Here is an 18,476-nt window from a genome sequence, read left to right as displayed (position 1 = left end):
TTTTTCAAAATATACAAAAAAAAAACCAATCACCTTTTAAGATGACTGGTTTTCCTTCGCTTTATAATCTTACGCTAACACTTCCGCTTTCTTCAATGAAGCTTGAACGAACTCGCGGAAAAGTGGTTGAGAACGGTTTGGTCTTGATGTGAACTCTGGGTGGAATTGAGATGCTAAGAACCATGGGTGGTCTTTTAACTCAATGATTTCCACTAAACGGCCGTCTGGGCTTGTACCAGAGAAGATGAAACCGTGCTCTTCCATTTGTTGACGGTATTGGTTGTTGAACTCATAACGATGACGGTGACGCTCATAGATTACTTCGTCTTTGTATGCATCGCGAGCTATAGAGCCTTCTGTTAACTTACATGGGTATAATCCTAGACGTAATGTTCCACCTAAATCTTCAATGTCTTTTTGCTCAGGTAGTAAATCGATTACTGGATTTGTAGTTTCTGGATTTAATTCAGATGAATGAGCATCTTTTAATCCTAATACGTTACGCGCATACTCAACAGATGCTAGTTGCATTCCTAAGCAAATACCGAAGAATGGCACTTTATTTTCACGAGCATAGCGAATTGCTTCGATTTTCCCTTCTACTCCACGATCTCCGAAACCACCTGGAACTAAAATTCCATCTGCCTCGCTTAATAATTCTTCTACGTTATCTCCATTCACTTCTTCTGCATTAACCCACTGAATTTTTATATCAGAGTCAAAATCGTAACCTGCATGACGCAGTGCTTCCGCTACAGAAATGTATGCATCTTGTAACTCTACATATTTACCAACAAGGGCAATTTTCGTCACTTTCGATAAGCTACGAACCTTATCCACTAACGCGTTCCACTCGGACATGTTTGCTTCCCCACAAGGAAGGTTTAAATGTTCGCAAACGATTTGGTCCATTTTTTGCTCTTGGTAGGATAAAGGAACGGCGTATAACGTATCTGCATCGATAGACTCGATTACTGCGCGCTCGTCGATATCGCAGAATAAAGCAATTTTGTCTTTCATATCTTGAGAAATTGCATGCTCTGAACGAAGAACGATAATGTTCGGTTGAATACCTAAGCTACGAAGTTCTTTTACGCTATGTTGTGTTGGCTTTGTTTTTAACTCACCAGCAGCGTTTAAGTAAGGAACTAACGTACAGTGAATGTACATAACGCTGTCACGGCCGATGTCGCTTTTAATTTGGCGAATTGCTTCTAAGAATGGTAATGATTCGATGTCCCCAACTGTTCCACCAATTTCCGTAATAACAACATCTGCACCCGTTTCGCGACCAGCACGGAATACACGCTCTTTAATTTCGTTCGTGATGTGTGGGATAACTTGAACTGTTCCGCCTAAATAATCGCCACGACGTTCTTTTTTCAGTACAGTGGAATAAATTTTCCCAGTTGTTACGTTGCTGTACTTGTTTAAGTTAATGTCAATGAAACGTTCGTAGTGACCTAAGTCTAAATCGGTTTCTGCGCCGTCATCTGTTACGAAAACTTCACCATGTTGGTACGGGCTCATCGTACCTGGGTCTACGTTAATGTAAGGATCGAATTTTTGGATTGTTACACTTAACCCTCTATTTTTTAATAAACGGCCTAAAGATGCTGCTGTGATTCCTTTTCCTAGTGAAGATACTACTCCACCTGTTACAAAAATATACTTTGTCATGATGCTCCCCCTCTAATGGATAATTTTTTCGTGCACATACTGTTTCGTGTATGTAAAATAGTTTTTATATAATTTTTGGAGAGGCTATTCAACATGTTTAGCATTCGTTAAAAATGCTGTTGAAATACTATTGTTTTATTAACGCCAAACTCATTTAATAAAAGTCTTTGTTAAACACCGCTGTTGATTTCCGTGCAAGCTTCCGCTTTCCGCGGGCGGGCCGGGAGCCTCCTCGGCGCAAGCGCCTGTGGGGTCTCCCGTTTCCCGCTTCTCCCGCAGGAGTCTATAGCTTGCACTACAATAAACAGCTAATTAGTATTTAAAAACAGTAAATACCTTTTAACAAATCTTTATAAAAAAACAAAAACGCTCCGCCTACTTAAGTGTAGGGGAGCGTATATTTTATACGTTTAAAGTTAGTCCTTTTTTAAGGAGCCCAAAAAAGATTCTACCTAGCTATAGCAAAAAAGTCAAGGAGGTTTTTGAAAACTCTCCAATTAAACTTCTTCTTCCTCATCTAATTCTAGTTCTTCTTCGTCCTCTTCATCAAGGTCAAACTCTTCATCTTCTAAAATCTCAAGTTCATCCTCATCTTCATCGTCATCTAAATCCTCATCTAAATCCGGAGTGTCCACGATTATCTCTTCTTCGTCCTCTTCATAATCGTCAAGGTCGTCGAACTCTAATTCTTCTTCATCCAACTCATCGTACTCTTCCAGATCTAAATCGTCACCATCAGACTTCTTCGCTTTCTTCTTCTTCACCTTCACCTGAGGAGTTGTTTCTTCCTCAATTTGGTCATACGGATACCAAGCACGTAGACCCCATTGGTTTTCCCCAACACAAAGGAATCGACCATCAATATTCAAATCCGTGTAAAACTGGGAAAGATTTGTGCGAAGATCCTTATCCGTAAAACCAGTAAGTTCCTTCATTTCATTTAATAAATCTTGAAATGGCACCGCTTGCTTTACATCACGATCTTTAAGAAGCATAAATGCGATTTCAATTAATGACATTTCTTTTATATCTTCCACCGTTAATTGGTCTAATGTCATGTTTGCACACCCTTTCTATATGTAAAAGAAAATAATTGGTAAAAAGTATATCTCGATGTACTAGTTTCGACAGCTCCTATTGCAAATCCTTGTTGTTTCGCAATAAAATAGGCAGTCGCCTAGCCCTACAAAATCCATACCATTCATTATAAACAAATTCCAATTGTTTAATCCAGTATTAAATCAAGTTTCTAGAAAAAATTGTTTCTCCGGTCCTTTCCCCGTGCCTGCCCCATAATACTATAACAATAGCACACTAGCCAACCATCCTCGTTCAGGGCTAGGAAATATAGCTAGAAAGAAAGCGTTTGTGACAAAAAGCCAATGAAGTTTAACTTGCCTTAAAATTTACTTAAAGTTGAACTTCATAAGGCCGCTGAAGTTCATTTGGCTAATAAATATTATCGTGGTTGAACCTCATAAAGCCGCTGAAGTTCATCTGGCTAATAAAATTTATCGTAGTTGAACTTCATAACCACTATCGAGTTCATTTTCCTTCTCAAGCTTTTTCATTTTGATCTTGATAGCTTCTATCAAGTTCATTTTCCTTCTCAATTTTTTTCATTTTGAACTTAATAACCTCAATCAAGTTCATTTTCTTCTCAAATTTTTCTCATTTTGAACTTGATAACCACTATCAAGTTCATTTTCCTTCTCAACTTTTATCACTTTGAACTTGATAACCTCAATCAAGTTCATTTTCCTTCTCAAGCTTTTTCATTTTAAACTTGATAACCACTATCAAGTTCATTTACCTTCTCAATTTTTTCTCATTTTGAACTTTATACACATTTTTAATATGAAAAACGGCTTGTACAGATTGCCGTATAACAATCGACATCTGTACAAGCCTATTCATTTCATTTACATATTCCTTCTATACTGTCCGCCTACTTCGTAAAGTGCTCCTGTGATTTGTCCAAGGCTTGCGACTTTTACTGTTTCCATTAACTCTTCGAAAATATTTCCGCCGCTAATTGCTGTGTGCTTTAGACGCTTTAACGCTTCTTCTACTTCATCAGCATTGCGAGCTTGGAATTCATTTAAGTTACGGATTTGCGTTTCTTTTTCTTCATCTGTCGAGCGAGCAAGCTCAATGTCGTTTAACTCGTCTTCTGATGGTGGGTTAGGATTTTTATATGTGTTTACACCGATTATTGGTAGTTCACCAGTATGTTTTTTCATTTCGTAGTACATCGACTCGTCTTGAATCTTACCGCGTTGGTATTGCGTTTCCATGGAACCTAACACGCCTCCACGGTCGTTCAAGCGTTCGAACTCTTGTAATACCATTTCTTCTACTAAGTCTGTTAGCTCTTCGACAATGAACGAACCTTGTAGAGGATTTTCATTTTTCGTTAAGCCGTGTTCTTTTGTAATAATCATTTGGATCGCCATTGCGCGACGCACACTCTCTTCTGTTGGCGTTGTAATCGCTTCGTCGTATGCATTTGTATGAAGCGAGTTACAGTTATCTTGCAGCGCCATTAATGCTTGAAGTGTTGTACGAATGTCGTTAAAGTCGATTTCTTGTGCGTGCAAGGAACGACCTGACGTTTGGATATGATACTTGAGCTTTTGGCTACGCTCATTTGCCCCGTATTTATTTTTCATAACAGTTGCCCAAATACGACGTGCCACACGGCCGATTACTGTGTATTCAGGGTCTAGACCGTTGCTAAAGAAGAACGATAAGTTCGGTGCAAAGTCATCAATGTTCATGCCGCGGCTTAAGTAATATTCTACATACGTGAATCCGTTTGATAATGTAAACGCAAGTTGTGTAATTGGGTTTGCCCCAGCTTCTGCGATATGATAGCCGGAAATAGAAACAGAGTAATAGTTACGCACTTTATTTTCAATGAAATATTGTTGAATATCTCCCATCATGCGCAGGGCAAACTCTGTTGAGAAAATACACGTATTTTGGCCTTGGTCTTCTTTTAAAATATCAGCTTGAACGGTACCGCGAACTGTTTGTAATGTGTACATGCGAATCTCTGTATACTCTTCCACTGAAAGCATGCGGCCAAGCTCTTCTTCTTTTTTCTTCACTTGTTGGTCTACTGCTGTATTCATGAACATCGCTAAAATAATTGGGGCTGGACCATTAATCGTCATCGATACAGATGTGCTCGGTGCGCAAAGGTCAAAGCCATCGTATAGCTTTTTCATGTCGTCTAGCGTACAGATGCTTACACCGCTATTTCCTACTTTTCCATAAATGTCCGGGCGGTGTGCAGGGTCTTCTCCGTAAAGAGTTACCGAATCAAATGCCGTACTTAAACGTTTGGCATCGTCATCCTTGCTTAAATAGTGGAAGCGACGGTTTGTGCGCTCAGGCGTTCCTTCCCCAGCGAATTGACGTTTCGGATCTTCGCCTTCGCGTTTGAATGGAAATACGCCCGCTGTATACGGGAATTCACCTGGGACGTTCTCTTTATATACCCAACGTAAAATTTCTCCGTAGTCTACAAACTTCGGTAACACAACTTTTGGAATGTTTAAGCCAGATAAGCTCTTTGTAGTAAGCTTCGTAATGATTTCTTTATCGCGAATCTTTGTTACAAATTGTTCACCAGAATATTTCTCTCTTTTCTCATCCCAAGTAGCTAAAATTTCCTTTGATTCTTTTGTTAGTTTTTCTTCGTATTCACTGCGAATCGATTGTAGAGCAGACACTATTTCTTGTTGAGCTGCTGCCGCTTCCATTGCTCCGTCTAATTGGAACAGTTTACGTGCAATTTCTAACTGCTCCCCTGCGGTTTTATGGTAGTTGCGAACAGTGTCCGAGATTTCACGTAAATAGTAACGGCGATCGTTCGGAATGATGATGTTTTGCTTTTCCACCTCTTTGGAAACTGGCAAACTTGATGTGTAGCTAGAGCCTGTTTTTTCATTGATTTTATTTAAAAGTGCCGCAAATAACGTGTTTGTGCCTAAATCGTTGAACTGGCTAGCGATGGTGCCGAAAACTGGCATTTCGTCTAACTCTTGCTCAAATGCTAAGTGGCTACGTTGGTATTGTTTCTGCACTTGGCGCTTCGCATCTTCAGACCCTTTACGCTCAAATTTGTTAATGACGATTAAATCCGCGTAATCGATCATATCAATTTTTTCTAGCTGAGAAGGCGCACCGAATTCGCTCGTCATCACATACATGGAGATATCGCAAATTTCTGTAATGCCGGCATCTCCTTGGCCGATTCCGCTCGTCTCGACGATTACAAGATCAAATCCAGCTGCTTTTACGACAGCGATAGCGTCTTGAATAGCTAAAGATAGCTCAGAACGAGAACCTCGAGTTGCTAAGGAACGCATGAAAACGCGCGGGTTGAAGATTGCGTTCATGCGAATACGGTCCCCAAGTAGTGCTCCACCTGTTTTTTGTTTGGTTGGGTCAACAGATAGAATGGCTACTTTATTTTCTGGCACTTCGTTTAAGTAGCGGCGGATAAGTTCGTCTGTTAACGAGCTTTTTCCTGCTCCACCTGTACCTGTTATACCTAGTACTGGTACGTTTTGTTGCATTTCTTTTACTTTAGTAAGAACTGCTTGTGCTGTTGCTGCTACTTCTGTGTTTGCTGCGATTTGTGTTTCCGCAAGAGAAATAAGGCGGGCAACAGCTTGATGGTTGTCGACGGATAGGTTTTCAACTTCGTCCGTTACTTTTCCAGCTGGTAGGAAGTCGCATTCTTTGATCATCATGTTGATCATGCCTTGTAAGCCGTGCTCTCTGCCGTCTTCCGGTGAGAAAATGCGGGCAATGCCGTACTCGTGTAGTTCTTTTATTTCTTGGGGAATGATTACCCCGCCGCCTCCACCGTAAATACGGATGTGAGATGCGCCTTTTTCTTTTAATAGGTCATACATGTATTTGAAATATTCTACGTGACCGCCTTGGTACGATGAAATCGCGATTCCTTGAACGTCCTCTTGGATTGCCGCGTTGACGATTTCTTCTACGGAACGGTTATGGCCTAGGTGGATGACCTCTGCCCCGCTTCCTTGTAAAATACGTCGCATAATGTTAATGGATGCATCGTGTCCATCGAAAAGACTTGATGCCGTCACAAAACGGATATGGTGTTTCGGTTGGTACAGTTCCATCTTACTTTTCCTCCCCTTTTGTAAGTCCGTGTAGTAGTAAGTGTAGTTGTATGTCTACGTATTGTTGCAATGTAAATTGTCGTTGCAACACCCAGCGTCGGAAGCCCCACATTTGTCCTTGGACGAAAATGTTGTGAGCAAGTAGTTCAATTTCTTTTTCCGACATGGATGTGCCGTTTTCTTTTACATAATTCCGAACGACTTCTTCAAACATCTTTACCATTTCAATTTCTTTGTTTAGTACATATGGCAAGGCGTCTTTCGAAAGCGATTTTGCCTCTTGGTACATGACGAGTACCTCGTCTTGCATTTCGTCCATTACGAAAAAATAGTACGTTATCGCAGATTTTAAGCTTTCGAGACTACCTTTTTTCGTTTGGAGTTCTTGTTGGAGACGTTCGCCAACTTGGTCATAGATTCGGTCACATACTAGATAGAGAACATCTTCTTTTGTACGAATGTATTCGTACAATGTGCCAATGCTAAATCCCGCTTCTTTGGCGATTTCTCTTGTTGTCGTGCGGTGGAAGCCTTTTTGTTTAAAAAGACTTACCGCACCTTTTATCATTTGATCTCGGCGTTTTTCAATGAGCTTTTCATCTTTAACGGATGCGTGCACTTGCCGTTTTTTCATCACTTTTCTGCCGCCTTATTTTGTCAGCATTCTGGAGATTACTAGACGTTGAATTTCTTGTGTTCCTTCGTAGATTTGTGTGATTTTCGCATCACGCATGTATCGCTCTACTGGATAGTCTTTCGTATAGCCGTATCCGCCGAATACTTGCACCGCTTCTGTTGTTACTTTCATCGCCGTGTCACCTGCTATTAGCTTCGACATCGCCGATTCCTTACCGTATGAAAGTCCTTCTGACTCTCTCCACGCCGCTTGGTATGTTAATAGTCTAGAAGCTTCGATCATCGTTGCCATGTCTGCTAGTTTAAAACTTACGCCTTGTTGCGCTGCGATTGGTTTGCCGAATTGGACACGCTCTTTTGCATATGCGATGGAAGCGTCAAGTGCCCCTTGTGCAATTCCGACAGCTTGTGCAGCAATACCATTTCGGCCACCGTCAAGTGTTGTCATTGCTACTTTAAATCCTTCTCCAACTTCCCCTAGTAAGTTTTCAACAGGGACTTTGCAATCTTCGAACATGATTTCTGTTGTAGGTGATGAACGAATTCCTAGCTTTTGTTCTTTTTTCCCTACGCTAAACCCTGGGAAGTCACTTTCAATGATGAATGCACTTGTACCTTTATGTTTATTAGATGGGTCCGTCACTGCAAATACAACATAGATGTCTGCAATTCCGCCGTTTGTGATAAAAATTTTGGAGCCATTCAGCACGTAATGGTCACCTTCTAGGCGCGCTGTCGTTCTCATTCCACCAGCATCTGATCCAGAGCCTGGTTCTGTTAAGCCGTAAGCCCCAATTTTTGTACCTTGTGCAAGTGGCTTTAAGTATTTTTGTTTTTGCTCTTCTGTACCGTACTTGTAGATTGGCCAGCTAGCAAGTGATGTGTGAGCAGAAAGGGTTACGCCTGTTGATGCACATACACGAGAAAGTTCTTCTACTGCGATACAGTAAGCAAGGTAGTCACTGCCGATTCCGCCGTATTCTTCAGGGAACGGGATACCTGTAAGGCCTAGTTCCGCCATTTTGTGGAAGATTTCCATGTCAAAGCGTTCTTCTTCGTCACGCTCTGCAGCTGTTGGTTCTACTTCGTTTTTTGCAAAATCACGTACCATTTTGCGGATCATTTCGTGTTCTTCTGATAATTGAAAGTTCATATGTGTTACCTCCGTTTTTTTAGGTGTTAGGTGTTAGGCGTTAGTTGGTTAGGTTTTGAGTTGGGCTAACCAACTACCTTCTAACTGTTTTTGTTTTTGTTTTTGGTTTTGGTTTTTGATTTTCGGTTTTTGGTTTTTTGGTTTTCCTAACCAACTAACCACTAACCAACTAATCAACTAATCAAATGCTTCCCAATAACGATTCGTTGGATTTCGCTTGTGCCTTCGTAGATTTCGCATACTTTTGCGTCGCGGAAGTAGCGTTCTACTGGGTAGTCTTTCGTGTAGCCGTAGCCTCCGAACACTTGGATTGCTTCTGTTGTTACTTCCATGGCTGTTTTCGATGCGAAAAGTTTGGCAATGGACGCTTCTTTTCCGCAAGACATGCCATTTTGTCTTAAGTTTGCAGCGCGATAGGTTAATAGTTTGGCAGCTTCAACAGCTGTTGCCATGTCTGCTAGTTTGAAGCCAACTCCTTGTTGAGCGGAGATTGGTTTGCCAAATTGAACGCGTTCTTTTGAATAAGCGATAGCTGCTTCTGTTGCTGCTTCGGCGATTCCTAAAGATTGAGCGGCGATACCGATACGACCTACGTCTAAATTGGCCATCGCAATTTTGAAGCCTTCTCCTTCTTGGCCAAGTAGGTTTTCTGCTGGCACTTTTGCGTCTTCAAACGTTAACTGCACTGTTTTGGAACCGTGAAGGCCCATTTTGTGCTCGTCTTTCCCAATGATGAAGCCTGGCGTGTCTTTTTCTACGATGAATGCTGAAACACCTTTGGAGCCTAGCTCTGGATTGGTGGAAGCAAATACGATGTACGTGTCTGCTTCGCCACCGTTTGTGATGAACACTTTGGCTCCGTTTAAGATGTAATGGTCGCCGTTTTTGACTGCGCGTGTTTTCAGGCTTCCTGCGTCAGAACCTGCACTTGGTTCTGTTAGGGCGAATGCCCCTAAAAATTCGCCAGCTGCTAATTTTGTTACGTATTTTTGTTTTTGTTCTTCTGTTCCGAAGTAAAGGATTGGGTTTGTTCCTACTGATGTGTGGACAGATAGGATAACACCAACTGTTGCGCTTACTTTGGAGATTTCGTTGATCGCGATGATGTAGGATGTGAAGTCCATTCCTGCGCCGCCGTATTGTTCTGGGATCGTGATACCCATTAAGCCTAGTTCTGCCATTTTATTTAAAATGTCGCGTGGGAATGCGCCTGCTTCCATTTGTTCGACGAATGGAGCGATTTCCTCTTGGGCGAAGTCGCGGACCATTTTTCTCATCATTTCTTGTTCTTCGGTAAAACGTAAGTTCATGGTGTGTGCTCCTTTCAAGGTTGCTGGGGGCGTTGGCTCTGTCTCATTGGTGATAAGGACGCTGTGGGCGGTTTAGCTTGAGAACCGAAGAGCGAGCATGCCTCCCTGTTTAGATTAGTATTGGTAGAAGCCTTTGCCAGTTTTTCTTCCAAGCCAGCCAGCTTTTACGTATTTTCTTAAAAGTGGACATGGGCGATATTTGTCGTCGCCGAACCCTTCGTGCAATGTTTCCATGATGTAAAGGCATGTGTCGAGGCCGATGAAGTCAGCGAGTTGGAGTGGTCCCATTGGGTGGTTCATTCCGAGCTTCATGACTTCGTCGACTGCTTCTGGTGTTGCGACGCCTTCGTATACCGTGTAGATTGCTTCGTTAATCATGGGCATCAGGACGCGGTTGGCTACGAAGCCTGGGAAGTCGTTTACTTCCACTGGTACTTTTTGTAGTGTTTTTGTTAAGTCTTCGATGGCTGTGTAAACACTGTCGTCTGTTTGCAAGCCACGGATGATTTCTACTAGTTTCATAACAGGCACTGGGTTCATAAAGTGCATGCCGATTACTTTTTCTGGACGGCTTGTGACTGCTGCGATTTCTGTGATTGGCAAGGATGATGTGTTTGTTGCAAGTATTGCGTGTTCTGGTGCGTGTTGGTCGACTGCTTGGAAAATTTTCTTTTTAATGTCCATGTTCTCGACTGCGGCTTCGATGACGATGTCGACGTTCGCTGCGTCTTCTAGGGCTTGTGTCCACGTTAGGCGTGATAGGGTCGCTTCTTTATCGGTTTCAGCCATACGGCCTTTTTCTACTTGTCGGGATAGGTTTTTCGTGATGATTGCTAGGCCTTTGTCTAGGGATTGTTGTTGAATGTCGTTTACGTATACGTGTAGGCCGGCCATTGCGCAAACTTGTGCGATGCCAGAGCCCATTTGTCCTGCTCCGATGACCATTACTTTTTGGATGTTCATATTTGGTTCCTCCTTGAGTTAATTGGTGTTAAGTGAAGTTTCGTCGCTTCGATTCTTGTTTTAAGTTCGCCGATATTAAGGGTAAATCGCTGATAACATGGGATTTTCGCCGATAACGTGACCCCTTCCGCCGATTGAACCGGGATTTTCGCCGATAAGTTGTTGATTTTCGCCGATTAAACTTAAATATTCGCCGGTAAGTTGCCCATTTTCGCCGATTGAACTGTTAGTTCCAACTATTTCTTGAATGTTTTACATGATTTGCACACATTAGCTGCTTATAAAGTAAGAGAACTATTGAGTTACCCTTTCACTTCCACCATAATTGCGTCGCCTTGACCGCCCCCGCTGCAGATGGAGGCAATTCCGATTCCGCCGCCGCGTCGTTTTAGTTCGTGCACTAACGAAATGATGATTCTTGCGCCACTTGCGCCGATTGGATGGCCTAGTGCGACTGCGCCACCGTTTACGTTTACTTTTTCTAGGTCAATTCCTGCAATTTTTGCGGAAGCTAGCGCTACTGCTGCAAATGCTTCGTTTATTTCAAATAAGTCGATGTCTTCTACTTTTTTACCTGTTTTCTTTAAAAGTTCTTGGATGACAAGTCCTGGTGTTTTTGGGAAGTCTTTCGCTTCTACAGCGATGGATGCGTGACCAACGATTGTTGCTAGTACTTCTTTGCCTTCAGCTGTGGCGCGGTCTTCGCTCATTAAGACTAGTGCTGCTGCGCCGTCGTTTACTCCTGGTGCATTTCCCGCTGTGATTGTTCCGTCGTGGTCGAAAACAGGTTTTAGTTTCGCTAAACGCTCTAAGTTCGTGTCTTTACGTGGTGATTCGTCGTCTTTTACGATGATTGGGTCACCTTTACGTTGTGGAATTTCCACTGGTACGATTTCTTGTGCATATAGACCGTTTTCCATTGCTGCTAATGCTTTTTGGTGGCTTTTGAAAGACCACTCATCCTGTGCCTCGCGCGAGATTTCCATTTCTTTTGCGCAAGAGTTGCCGTACGTTCCCATGTGCACGCCTGTGAAGGTACAAGTTAGGCCGTCATAGATCATTAAGTCTTTCACACTGCCGTCGCCCATTTTGTGGCCCCAGCGAGCTTTTGGTAAAAAATAAGGGGCGTTGCTCATGGACTCCATGCCACCCGCGACGATTACTTCTTCTTCACCAGAACGAATTAGGATGTCTGCTAAAGTTACGGCGCGCATGCCGGATGCACACACTTTATTGATAGTTTCTGTTTTTACGTTCCATGGAAGGCCGGCTTTTCTTGCTGCTTGGCGAGAAGGAATTTGGCCTTGACCGCCTTGTAAAACGGTACCGTAAATTACTTCGCCAACTGAATCAGGTGCAACACCTGCTCTGTTTAATGCTTCTTTAATTGCGATTCCGCCTAGGTCGGAAGCTGTTAATGTACTTAAGCTCCCACCAAATCGACCAACCGGTGTACGTACTCCACTAACGATAACTGTTTTTCCCATCATCTATTCCTCCTTCATATAGTTGTGAACGCTTACAAATTATTTCAAGATCGTTACAGGTGCCAGGCACTTGTAATGGTTTTGTAATATTTGACGACTGAACGCTCGCTCAGTTTTGTGGAAATGCGGAAGGTGCACGTAATGTTACGTACACCACTTCCACTTTATTCATCATCTTAATCTAGTATTCTAGTATTTATTAGGAAGCCTCTTCTTCTTTTTTACCTTCACCGAATATTGCTTTGTCTAGAAGTTCTGCTACATCGTACGTGCCAACTTGCTCTTCGACTTCTTTTGCTTTCGTTCCGTCAGATAGCATCGTTAAGCAGTAAGGACAGCCAGAGCTAATCATGGTCGGTTGTACAGCTAATGCTTGTTCTGTGCGGGCTACGTTTACGCGTGTGCCTGCTGTTTCTTCCATCCACATTAAGCCTCCACCAGCTCCACAACACATTCCTTTTTCGCGGTTACGTTCCATTTCAACAAGCTTCACGCCTGGGATAGCTTTTAAAATTTCACGAGGTGGCTCGTATACTTCATTGTATCTTCCTAAATAACAGGAATCGTGGAACGTGATTGTTTCGTTTACTGCGTGCTTCGGTGCGAGCTTACCAGCTTTCACTAAATCAGCTAACACTTCTGTATGGTGGAATACTTCTGCTTCTAAGCCGAAGTCTGGATACTCATTTTTGAAAATGTTGTATGCATGCGGGTCGATTGTAACGATCTTCTTCACTTCGTTTTTCTCGAATTCCGCGATGTTGTTCGTTGCTAGCTCTTGGAATAAGAACTCATTTCCTAGGCGGCGTGGAGTGTCACCTGAGTTTTTCTCTTTGTTACCTAAAATAGCGAATTTCACGCCTGCTTCGTTTAGTAATTTTGCAAAGCTGATGGCGATTTTTTGTGAGCGATTATCGAATGATCCCATCGCTCCAACCCAGAATAAGTATTCGAAGTCTTCGCCTGCTTTTTTCATTTCTTTTACCGTAGGAATGGATACTTCTGGAGCAGCGTCGCGCCAGTTTTCACGCTCTTTACGGTTTAAGCCCCATGGATTTCCTTGACGCTCAATGTTTGTCATCGCGCGTTGTGCTTCTGGGTCCATTTTTCCTTCTGTTAACACTAAGTAACGACGAAGATCGATAATTTTGTCTACATGTTCGTTCATAACTGGACATTGGTCTTCACAGTTACGGCACGTTGTACATGCCCAAATTTCTTCTTCTGTAATAACATCGCCGATTAGGCTTGGGCTGTAGTCAAGTGTTGCTACACTTTCTTTTGCACCTTGACCTGCAGCAGCTAATGCTAACTGGTTTGCTTTTGTGTTGTTAAATGCGTATGTTGGCACCCATGGTTGTTTGGAAGTAACAGCTGCGCCAGTTTCTGTTAGATGGTCGCGAAGCTTTACAATTAAATCCATTGGCGATAACATTTTGCCTGTACCTGTAGCAGGACACATATTTGTACAACGACCACACTCTACACATGCGTAGAAGTCGATCATCTGGTGTTGTGTGAAGTCTTGAATTTTCCCAACTCCGAAAGATTCTTGTGTTTCGTCTTCGAAGTCAATTTTCGATAATTTCCCAGGATTGTCTAAACGGTGGAAAAATACGTTTGCTGGCCCTGCGATTAAGTGTGCGTGCTTGGATTGTGGTACGTAAACTAAGAAAACGAGTAATAGTAATAAGTGAATCCACCAACCGATGTAGAAAAGGGCGATGGCTGCTGTTGTGTTTATCCAACCAAACAGATAAGCAAACGCAGAGGCAACTGGCTCGCTCCATGTTAAGTCGTGATTGTGCCAAAGGATACCCATTCCGTTTGAGAAAAGAACGGAAAGCATGAGTCCACCGATGAACAGTAGCACTAAACCTGATTTGAAACCGCGCTTAAGGCGTACAAGTTTTTCAATGTAACGTCGATGGAACGCCCAAACTACTGCTACTAAAATCATTAATGTCACGATTTCTTGGAAAAACGTGAATGCCGGGTAGAGTGGACCTAATGGTAGGTGAGCGTTTGGTGCTAGCCCTTTAATGATTAGATCTATTGCTCCTAGCTGTACGAGAATAAACCCGTAGAAAAACATAACATGTATGATTCCGCTTTTTTTGTCTTTTAAAAGTTTCTTTTGTCCAAAAACGTTTACCCATACGTTGTTTAGACGTTCTTTGATTTTGTTATCAAACTCCACTTTCTTTCCGAGCTTGATGTAAGTGATTCTTGTGCGAATTAAGTATACAAACAAGGATGCTGCGTAAGCGGTTACAATAATGAATAAAATCCAGTTTGCAATTAGTAAGTAATTTGACAAGTCCCCTCTGCTCCTTTCGTGTAGCTGTTGTTTTAGTGGTTAGTGATTAGTGATTAGCTGTTTTCGACTGATTATTTTCCTTTATGTTCAAAAAGAAGGTAATTTTCTGAACTTTATCTCTATTCTCATATTATATAATGAATGAGCATTCAGTCAACACATATAGTCAAATTCTTTTTAACGAACAACAATTGTTTCAATCATGTTACGGGTGCCAGGCACTTTTAACATTGCTGTAATATTTAGAGGGTAAGTATTGATTAGTGATTCGAGGAGAAAAGCCGCCTGGTAGTCTATTTTGTATTTATCTAATTGCTAATACATATTTAAAATGGTTAAAGTTTTAATCTGCCCCTGTATCAGTTGTTTTTCCTAATAACTAATCACTAACCACTAATAACTAATCTCTTTTTGGTCAAACTATGAGGAATAGAAATGGAGGTAGCGTTTATGTTCACAATGTTTTTTGGGGTTATTATTGTAATAGGCTTGATCGTGCTTGCTTATTTAATTATTGACTTTAACCTCGGACGTAAAAGGCATTTGGAAACGGTAGCGAAAATAGAATTTCCAAAGCGTTATAGCGATCTGCAACTTTTTACGGATGGTGGCAAGCTTTTCAAAGAGATGTTTAACGACTTACGTTCGGCAAAAGAACATATCCACGCTCTCTTCTATATAGTTCAAGATGACCATATTAGCAAAGAGTTTTTTGACATTTTAAAAGAAAAAGCAAAACAAGGAGTGGAAGTTCGACTTTTACTGGACTGGGTTGGATCGAAAAATGTAAAAAAGCAAGAAATTGAAAAACTAAAACAGAGCGGTGTGGAGTTTTATTATTGTCATATACCGAAAGCCCCGTTCTTTTTTTACACTTTTAACGAGCGAAACCATCGGAAAATAACGGTGGTTGACGGAAACATTGGGTTTGTTGGAGGTTTTAATGTTGGAAAAGAGTATTTAGGACAAGACCCGAAATACGGTGTTTGGCGCGATTATCACTTAAAAATGACAGGAGAAGGTGTGCAAGATTTACAAAAGCAATTTTTAGAAGATTGGCTTGATGATTCAAAAATTGACTTATTAGAAAACACAAAGTACTTTCCTGCATCTGAAAAAGGTAAGACTAGGCATCAAATCGTACCTACGAACGGAGCTTTTTTAACCTCAACGTTCAAACAACTATTAAAATGCGCCCAAAATGAGGTAGTTATTTGCACACCATATTTCGTACCAAGTGATGAACTAATGGAGGAATTGCTGCAAACTCTAGGGCGTGGAGTGAAAGTGAAAATTGTTGTACCCCAAAAAGAAGATCATCCGTTACTAAGGGATGCGGCCTTTAACTACTTTCCTACCTTAATGGAGGCTGGTGCCGAAGTTTACAGATTTTTCTATGGCTTTTTCCATGCGAAGGTCATCATTGTGGACAGTGAGCTATGTGATATTGGAACAGCTAACTTTGATAAACGTAGCCTGCATATTAATCATGAAATCAACTGTATTATTTTTGATAAAGAGTTTGTTCGCCATGTAAGAGAGAAGGTGGACTCAGATTTAGCCACTGCAGAACGATTAACGGAGGAATTTTTACACCAGCGCGGATTATTGGAAAAGAGCAAGCAGCAAGTCGCAAAAGTTTTATCCCCACTTTTATAGCACATTGTTTCTTGCAGGCAAAAAGTGTGGTATGTGAAAATGAACTGGATTTTAACATGGATTTAGGAGATTTTATATGAAAATTCGATTTGGTTTTGTTTCTCAATCTTGGGCATTGTGGGAGGCTTCCCCGTCTAAAACGTTGACATTTACACGATATAAAACGATGAAAAAAGATGATGGCCTTGATAAGTTAAAAGAAGTGACAAGGATCAATTTAGAGAATACGTTACGCATCATTTACTATTGCATCGCGCATGAAATTCAAGTTTTTCGCTTTTCATCATCCCTTGTTCCACTTGCAACACATCCAGAAGTGAAGTGGGATTATCGTTCGACTTTTAAAGATGAATTTAAGGAAATCGGCGACTTAGTGAAAAAATACAATATGCGTACTAGTTTTCATCCAAACCAGTTTACCCTTTTCACGAGCGATAAACCGCACATTACGGAGAATGCCGTGAGCGATTTGGTGTATCATTACGAAATGCTGGAGGCAATGGGTCTTCATAAAAGTGGGACAATGAATATTCATGTTGGTGGGGCTTATGGTAATAAACAAGCAGCTTTAGAACGGTTTTTTGAAAATATTAAGATGATCCCACGAGACGTTTTTGAGCGCATGACGCTAGAGAACGATGATAAAACGTACACAACAGAAGAAACGCTTTCGGTTTGTGAAAAAATTGGCGTGCCTCTCGCTTTTGATTATCATCATGAATTTGCCAACCCGAGTACTGTTTCGTGGGAGGAATTGTTACCGCGTGTATATCGGACTTGGGATAATGTTGGGATTCGACCTAAAGTCCACATTTCATCCCCAATTGATGATAAAAAAATTCGCCATCATTCTGATTATGTGGATTTAGAGTTTGTTAAGCCGTTTTTAAAAGTAGCTGTCGACATTGGAGAAGATATTGACTTTATGATCGAAGCGAAGCGAAAAGACTTATCCGCTCTTCAGCTAGCAGAAGACATCGGTAAAATGCGCGGCTTCAAACGCATCTCCGGCGGGAGTGTTGAATGGTAAAATAAATGTTTCAGGGGTATTACGGGTGCCTGGCACTCGTAATACCCCTGTAATATTGTTGTAATGATTGTTACACGCCCCCGCCTTGTTGCATGAATTGCATGACGAAGGAGTGTAGTTTATATCCTAAGTAGATACCAATAATGCCTACTACTCCGGCAAACGCTGGTGGGGCTGGAATTGGTAGGCGGAATAGCGCAAATAAAAAACCTACAATGAGACCTGTAAAAATCGCAAGTAAACTTTCTTTCATGATGCAAACTCCCTTCAGGTTGTACGTTGTATGTTGGTAGTATTTCCACAATGTAGGAGCGTACTCAAAAATAATTGAATTTCCCTTACTTCCGTTTCTTATTAGCCTCTGTTGATTACCGTGCAAGGCTTGACTTTCCACAGGCATGTTTAGCCCTAACTTAAAATAGATCTAGTCTTTATTATTGGTTTGCTTCCCATTTCAGGGAATACTCGTGCTTGACTAACTCTCCCATAGACGGTTTCCTTCTAATCCGAGGGCTTACCGGGCTTGACTCTCTCTCCCATGGACGGTTTACCTCTTTTCCGGGGGCTAATCGGCCTTGACTCTCTCTCCCATGGACGGTTTACCTCTTTTCCGGGGGCTTACCGGGCTTGGCTCTCTCCCACATGGACGGTTTACCTCTTTTCCGGGAGCTAATCGGCCTTGACTCTCTCTCCCATGGACGGTTTACCTCTTTTCCGAGAGCTAATCGGCCTTGACTCTCTCTCCCATGGACGGTTTACCTCTTTTCCGGGGGCTTACCGGGCTTGGCTCTCTCTCCCATGGACGGTTCACCTCAAATCCGAGGGCTTATCGGCCTTGACTCGCTCTCCCATGGACGGTTCATCTCAAATCCGAGGGCTTATCGGCCTTGACTCGCTCTCCCATGGACGGTTCACCTCAAATCCGAGGGCTTATCGGCCTTGACTCGCTCTCCCATGGACGGTTTCCTTCTAATCCGGGGGCTAATCGGTCTTTGTAAACCTATCAAGAAAACTTAGGTACAGCTTTCCTCAATAAAAAAACCGCGAACATCGCCATCATGGCCACGTTC

At 42.0% G+C, this 18,476-nt stretch carries 12 protein-coding genes; 2 read left to right on the top strand and 10 right to left on the bottom strand.

The window, feature by feature from the left end; genetic code table 11:
* Positions 1-69 precede the first annotated feature (69 nt).
* The 9 genes from CDZ92_RS16625 to CDZ92_RS16585 all read right to left on the bottom strand — a co-directional run bounded on the left by CDZ92_RS16625 (position 70) and on the right by CDZ92_RS16585 (position 14,717).
* On the bottom strand, positions 70-1,680 hold the full coding sequence (locus CDZ92_RS16625) for a CTP synthase (RefSeq protein ID WP_096156330.1): 1,611 nt from the start codon (positions 1,678-1,680) through the stop codon (positions 70-72).
* 497 nt (positions 1,681-2,177) lie between these two features.
* Entirely contained in the window at positions 2,178-2,738 is a 561-nt protein-coding gene (rpoE, locus tag CDZ92_RS16620) for a DNA-directed RNA polymerase subunit delta (RefSeq protein ID WP_096156329.1), read from the bottom strand.
* 864 nt (positions 2,739-3,602) lie between these two features.
* Entirely contained in the window at positions 3,603-6,848 is a 3,246-nt protein-coding gene (gene icmF / locus CDZ92_RS16615; RefSeq protein WP_096156328.1) for a fused isobutyryl-CoA mutase/GTPase IcmF, read from the bottom strand.
* Position 6,849: 1 nt separating this feature from the next.
* Complete coding sequence (locus tag CDZ92_RS16610) at positions 6,850-7,482, bottom strand: TetR/AcrR family transcriptional regulator (RefSeq protein WP_096157043.1); 633 nt, start codon at positions 7,480-7,482, stop codon at positions 6,850-6,852.
* 15 nt (positions 7,483-7,497) lie between these two features.
* A complete protein-coding gene (locus CDZ92_RS16605) occupies positions 7,498-8,637 on the bottom strand; it encodes an acyl-CoA dehydrogenase (protein ID WP_096156327.1) in 1,140 nt (379 codons plus the stop codon).
* A gap of 173 nt (positions 8,638-8,810) precedes the next feature.
* Entirely contained in the window at positions 8,811-9,947 is a 1,137-nt protein-coding gene (locus CDZ92_RS16600) for an acyl-CoA dehydrogenase (protein ID WP_096156326.1), read from the bottom strand.
* Between the two features lie 114 nt (positions 9,948-10,061).
* Complete coding sequence (locus tag CDZ92_RS16595; protein ID WP_096156325.1) at positions 10,062-10,910, bottom strand: 3-hydroxybutyryl-CoA dehydrogenase; 849 nt, start codon at positions 10,908-10,910, stop codon at positions 10,062-10,064.
* A gap of 302 nt (positions 10,911-11,212) precedes the next feature.
* On the bottom strand, positions 11,213-12,397 hold the full coding sequence (locus CDZ92_RS16590; protein ID WP_096156324.1) for an acetyl-CoA C-acetyltransferase: 1,185 nt from the start codon (positions 12,395-12,397) through the stop codon (positions 11,213-11,215).
* 199 nt (positions 12,398-12,596) lie between these two features.
* Complete coding sequence (locus CDZ92_RS16585) at positions 12,597-14,717, bottom strand: heterodisulfide reductase-related iron-sulfur binding cluster (RefSeq protein WP_176483796.1); 2,121 nt, start codon at positions 14,715-14,717, stop codon at positions 12,597-12,599.
* A 450-nt stretch (positions 14,718-15,167) separates the two neighbouring features.
* Here CDZ92_RS16585 and cls point away from each other — a divergent pair, with 450 nt between their 5' ends.
* Positions 15,168-16,376 carry a cardiolipin synthase gene (cls, locus tag CDZ92_RS16580; protein ID WP_227521417.1) on the top strand — a complete coding sequence of 403 codons (1,209 nt, stop codon included), beginning with the start codon at positions 15,168-15,170 and terminating at the stop codon, positions 16,374-16,376.
* A gap of 76 nt (positions 16,377-16,452) precedes the next feature.
* Positions 16,453-17,406 carry a UV DNA damage repair endonuclease UvsE gene (gene uvsE / locus CDZ92_RS16575; protein WP_096156323.1) on the top strand — a complete coding sequence of 318 codons (954 nt, stop codon included), beginning with the start codon at positions 16,453-16,455 and terminating at the stop codon, positions 17,404-17,406.
* Positions 17,407-17,476: 70 nt separating this feature from the next.
* Here the strand turns inward: uvsE and CDZ92_RS16570 are convergent, their stop codons facing one another.
* Positions 17,477-17,659 carry a XapX domain-containing protein gene (locus CDZ92_RS16570; RefSeq protein ID WP_096156322.1) on the bottom strand — a complete coding sequence of 61 codons (183 nt, stop codon included), beginning with the start codon at positions 17,657-17,659 and terminating at the stop codon, positions 17,477-17,479.
* Positions 17,660-18,476: the final 817 nt, after the last annotated feature.

Source organism: Bacillus sp. FJAT-45066 (assembly GCF_002335755.1).
GTDB classification, from domain to species: Bacteria; Bacillota; Bacilli; order Bacillales; family Bacillaceae_I; genus Bacillus_CD; species Bacillus_CD alkalisoli.
This window is presented reverse-complemented; position numbering and strand designations above follow the sequence as displayed.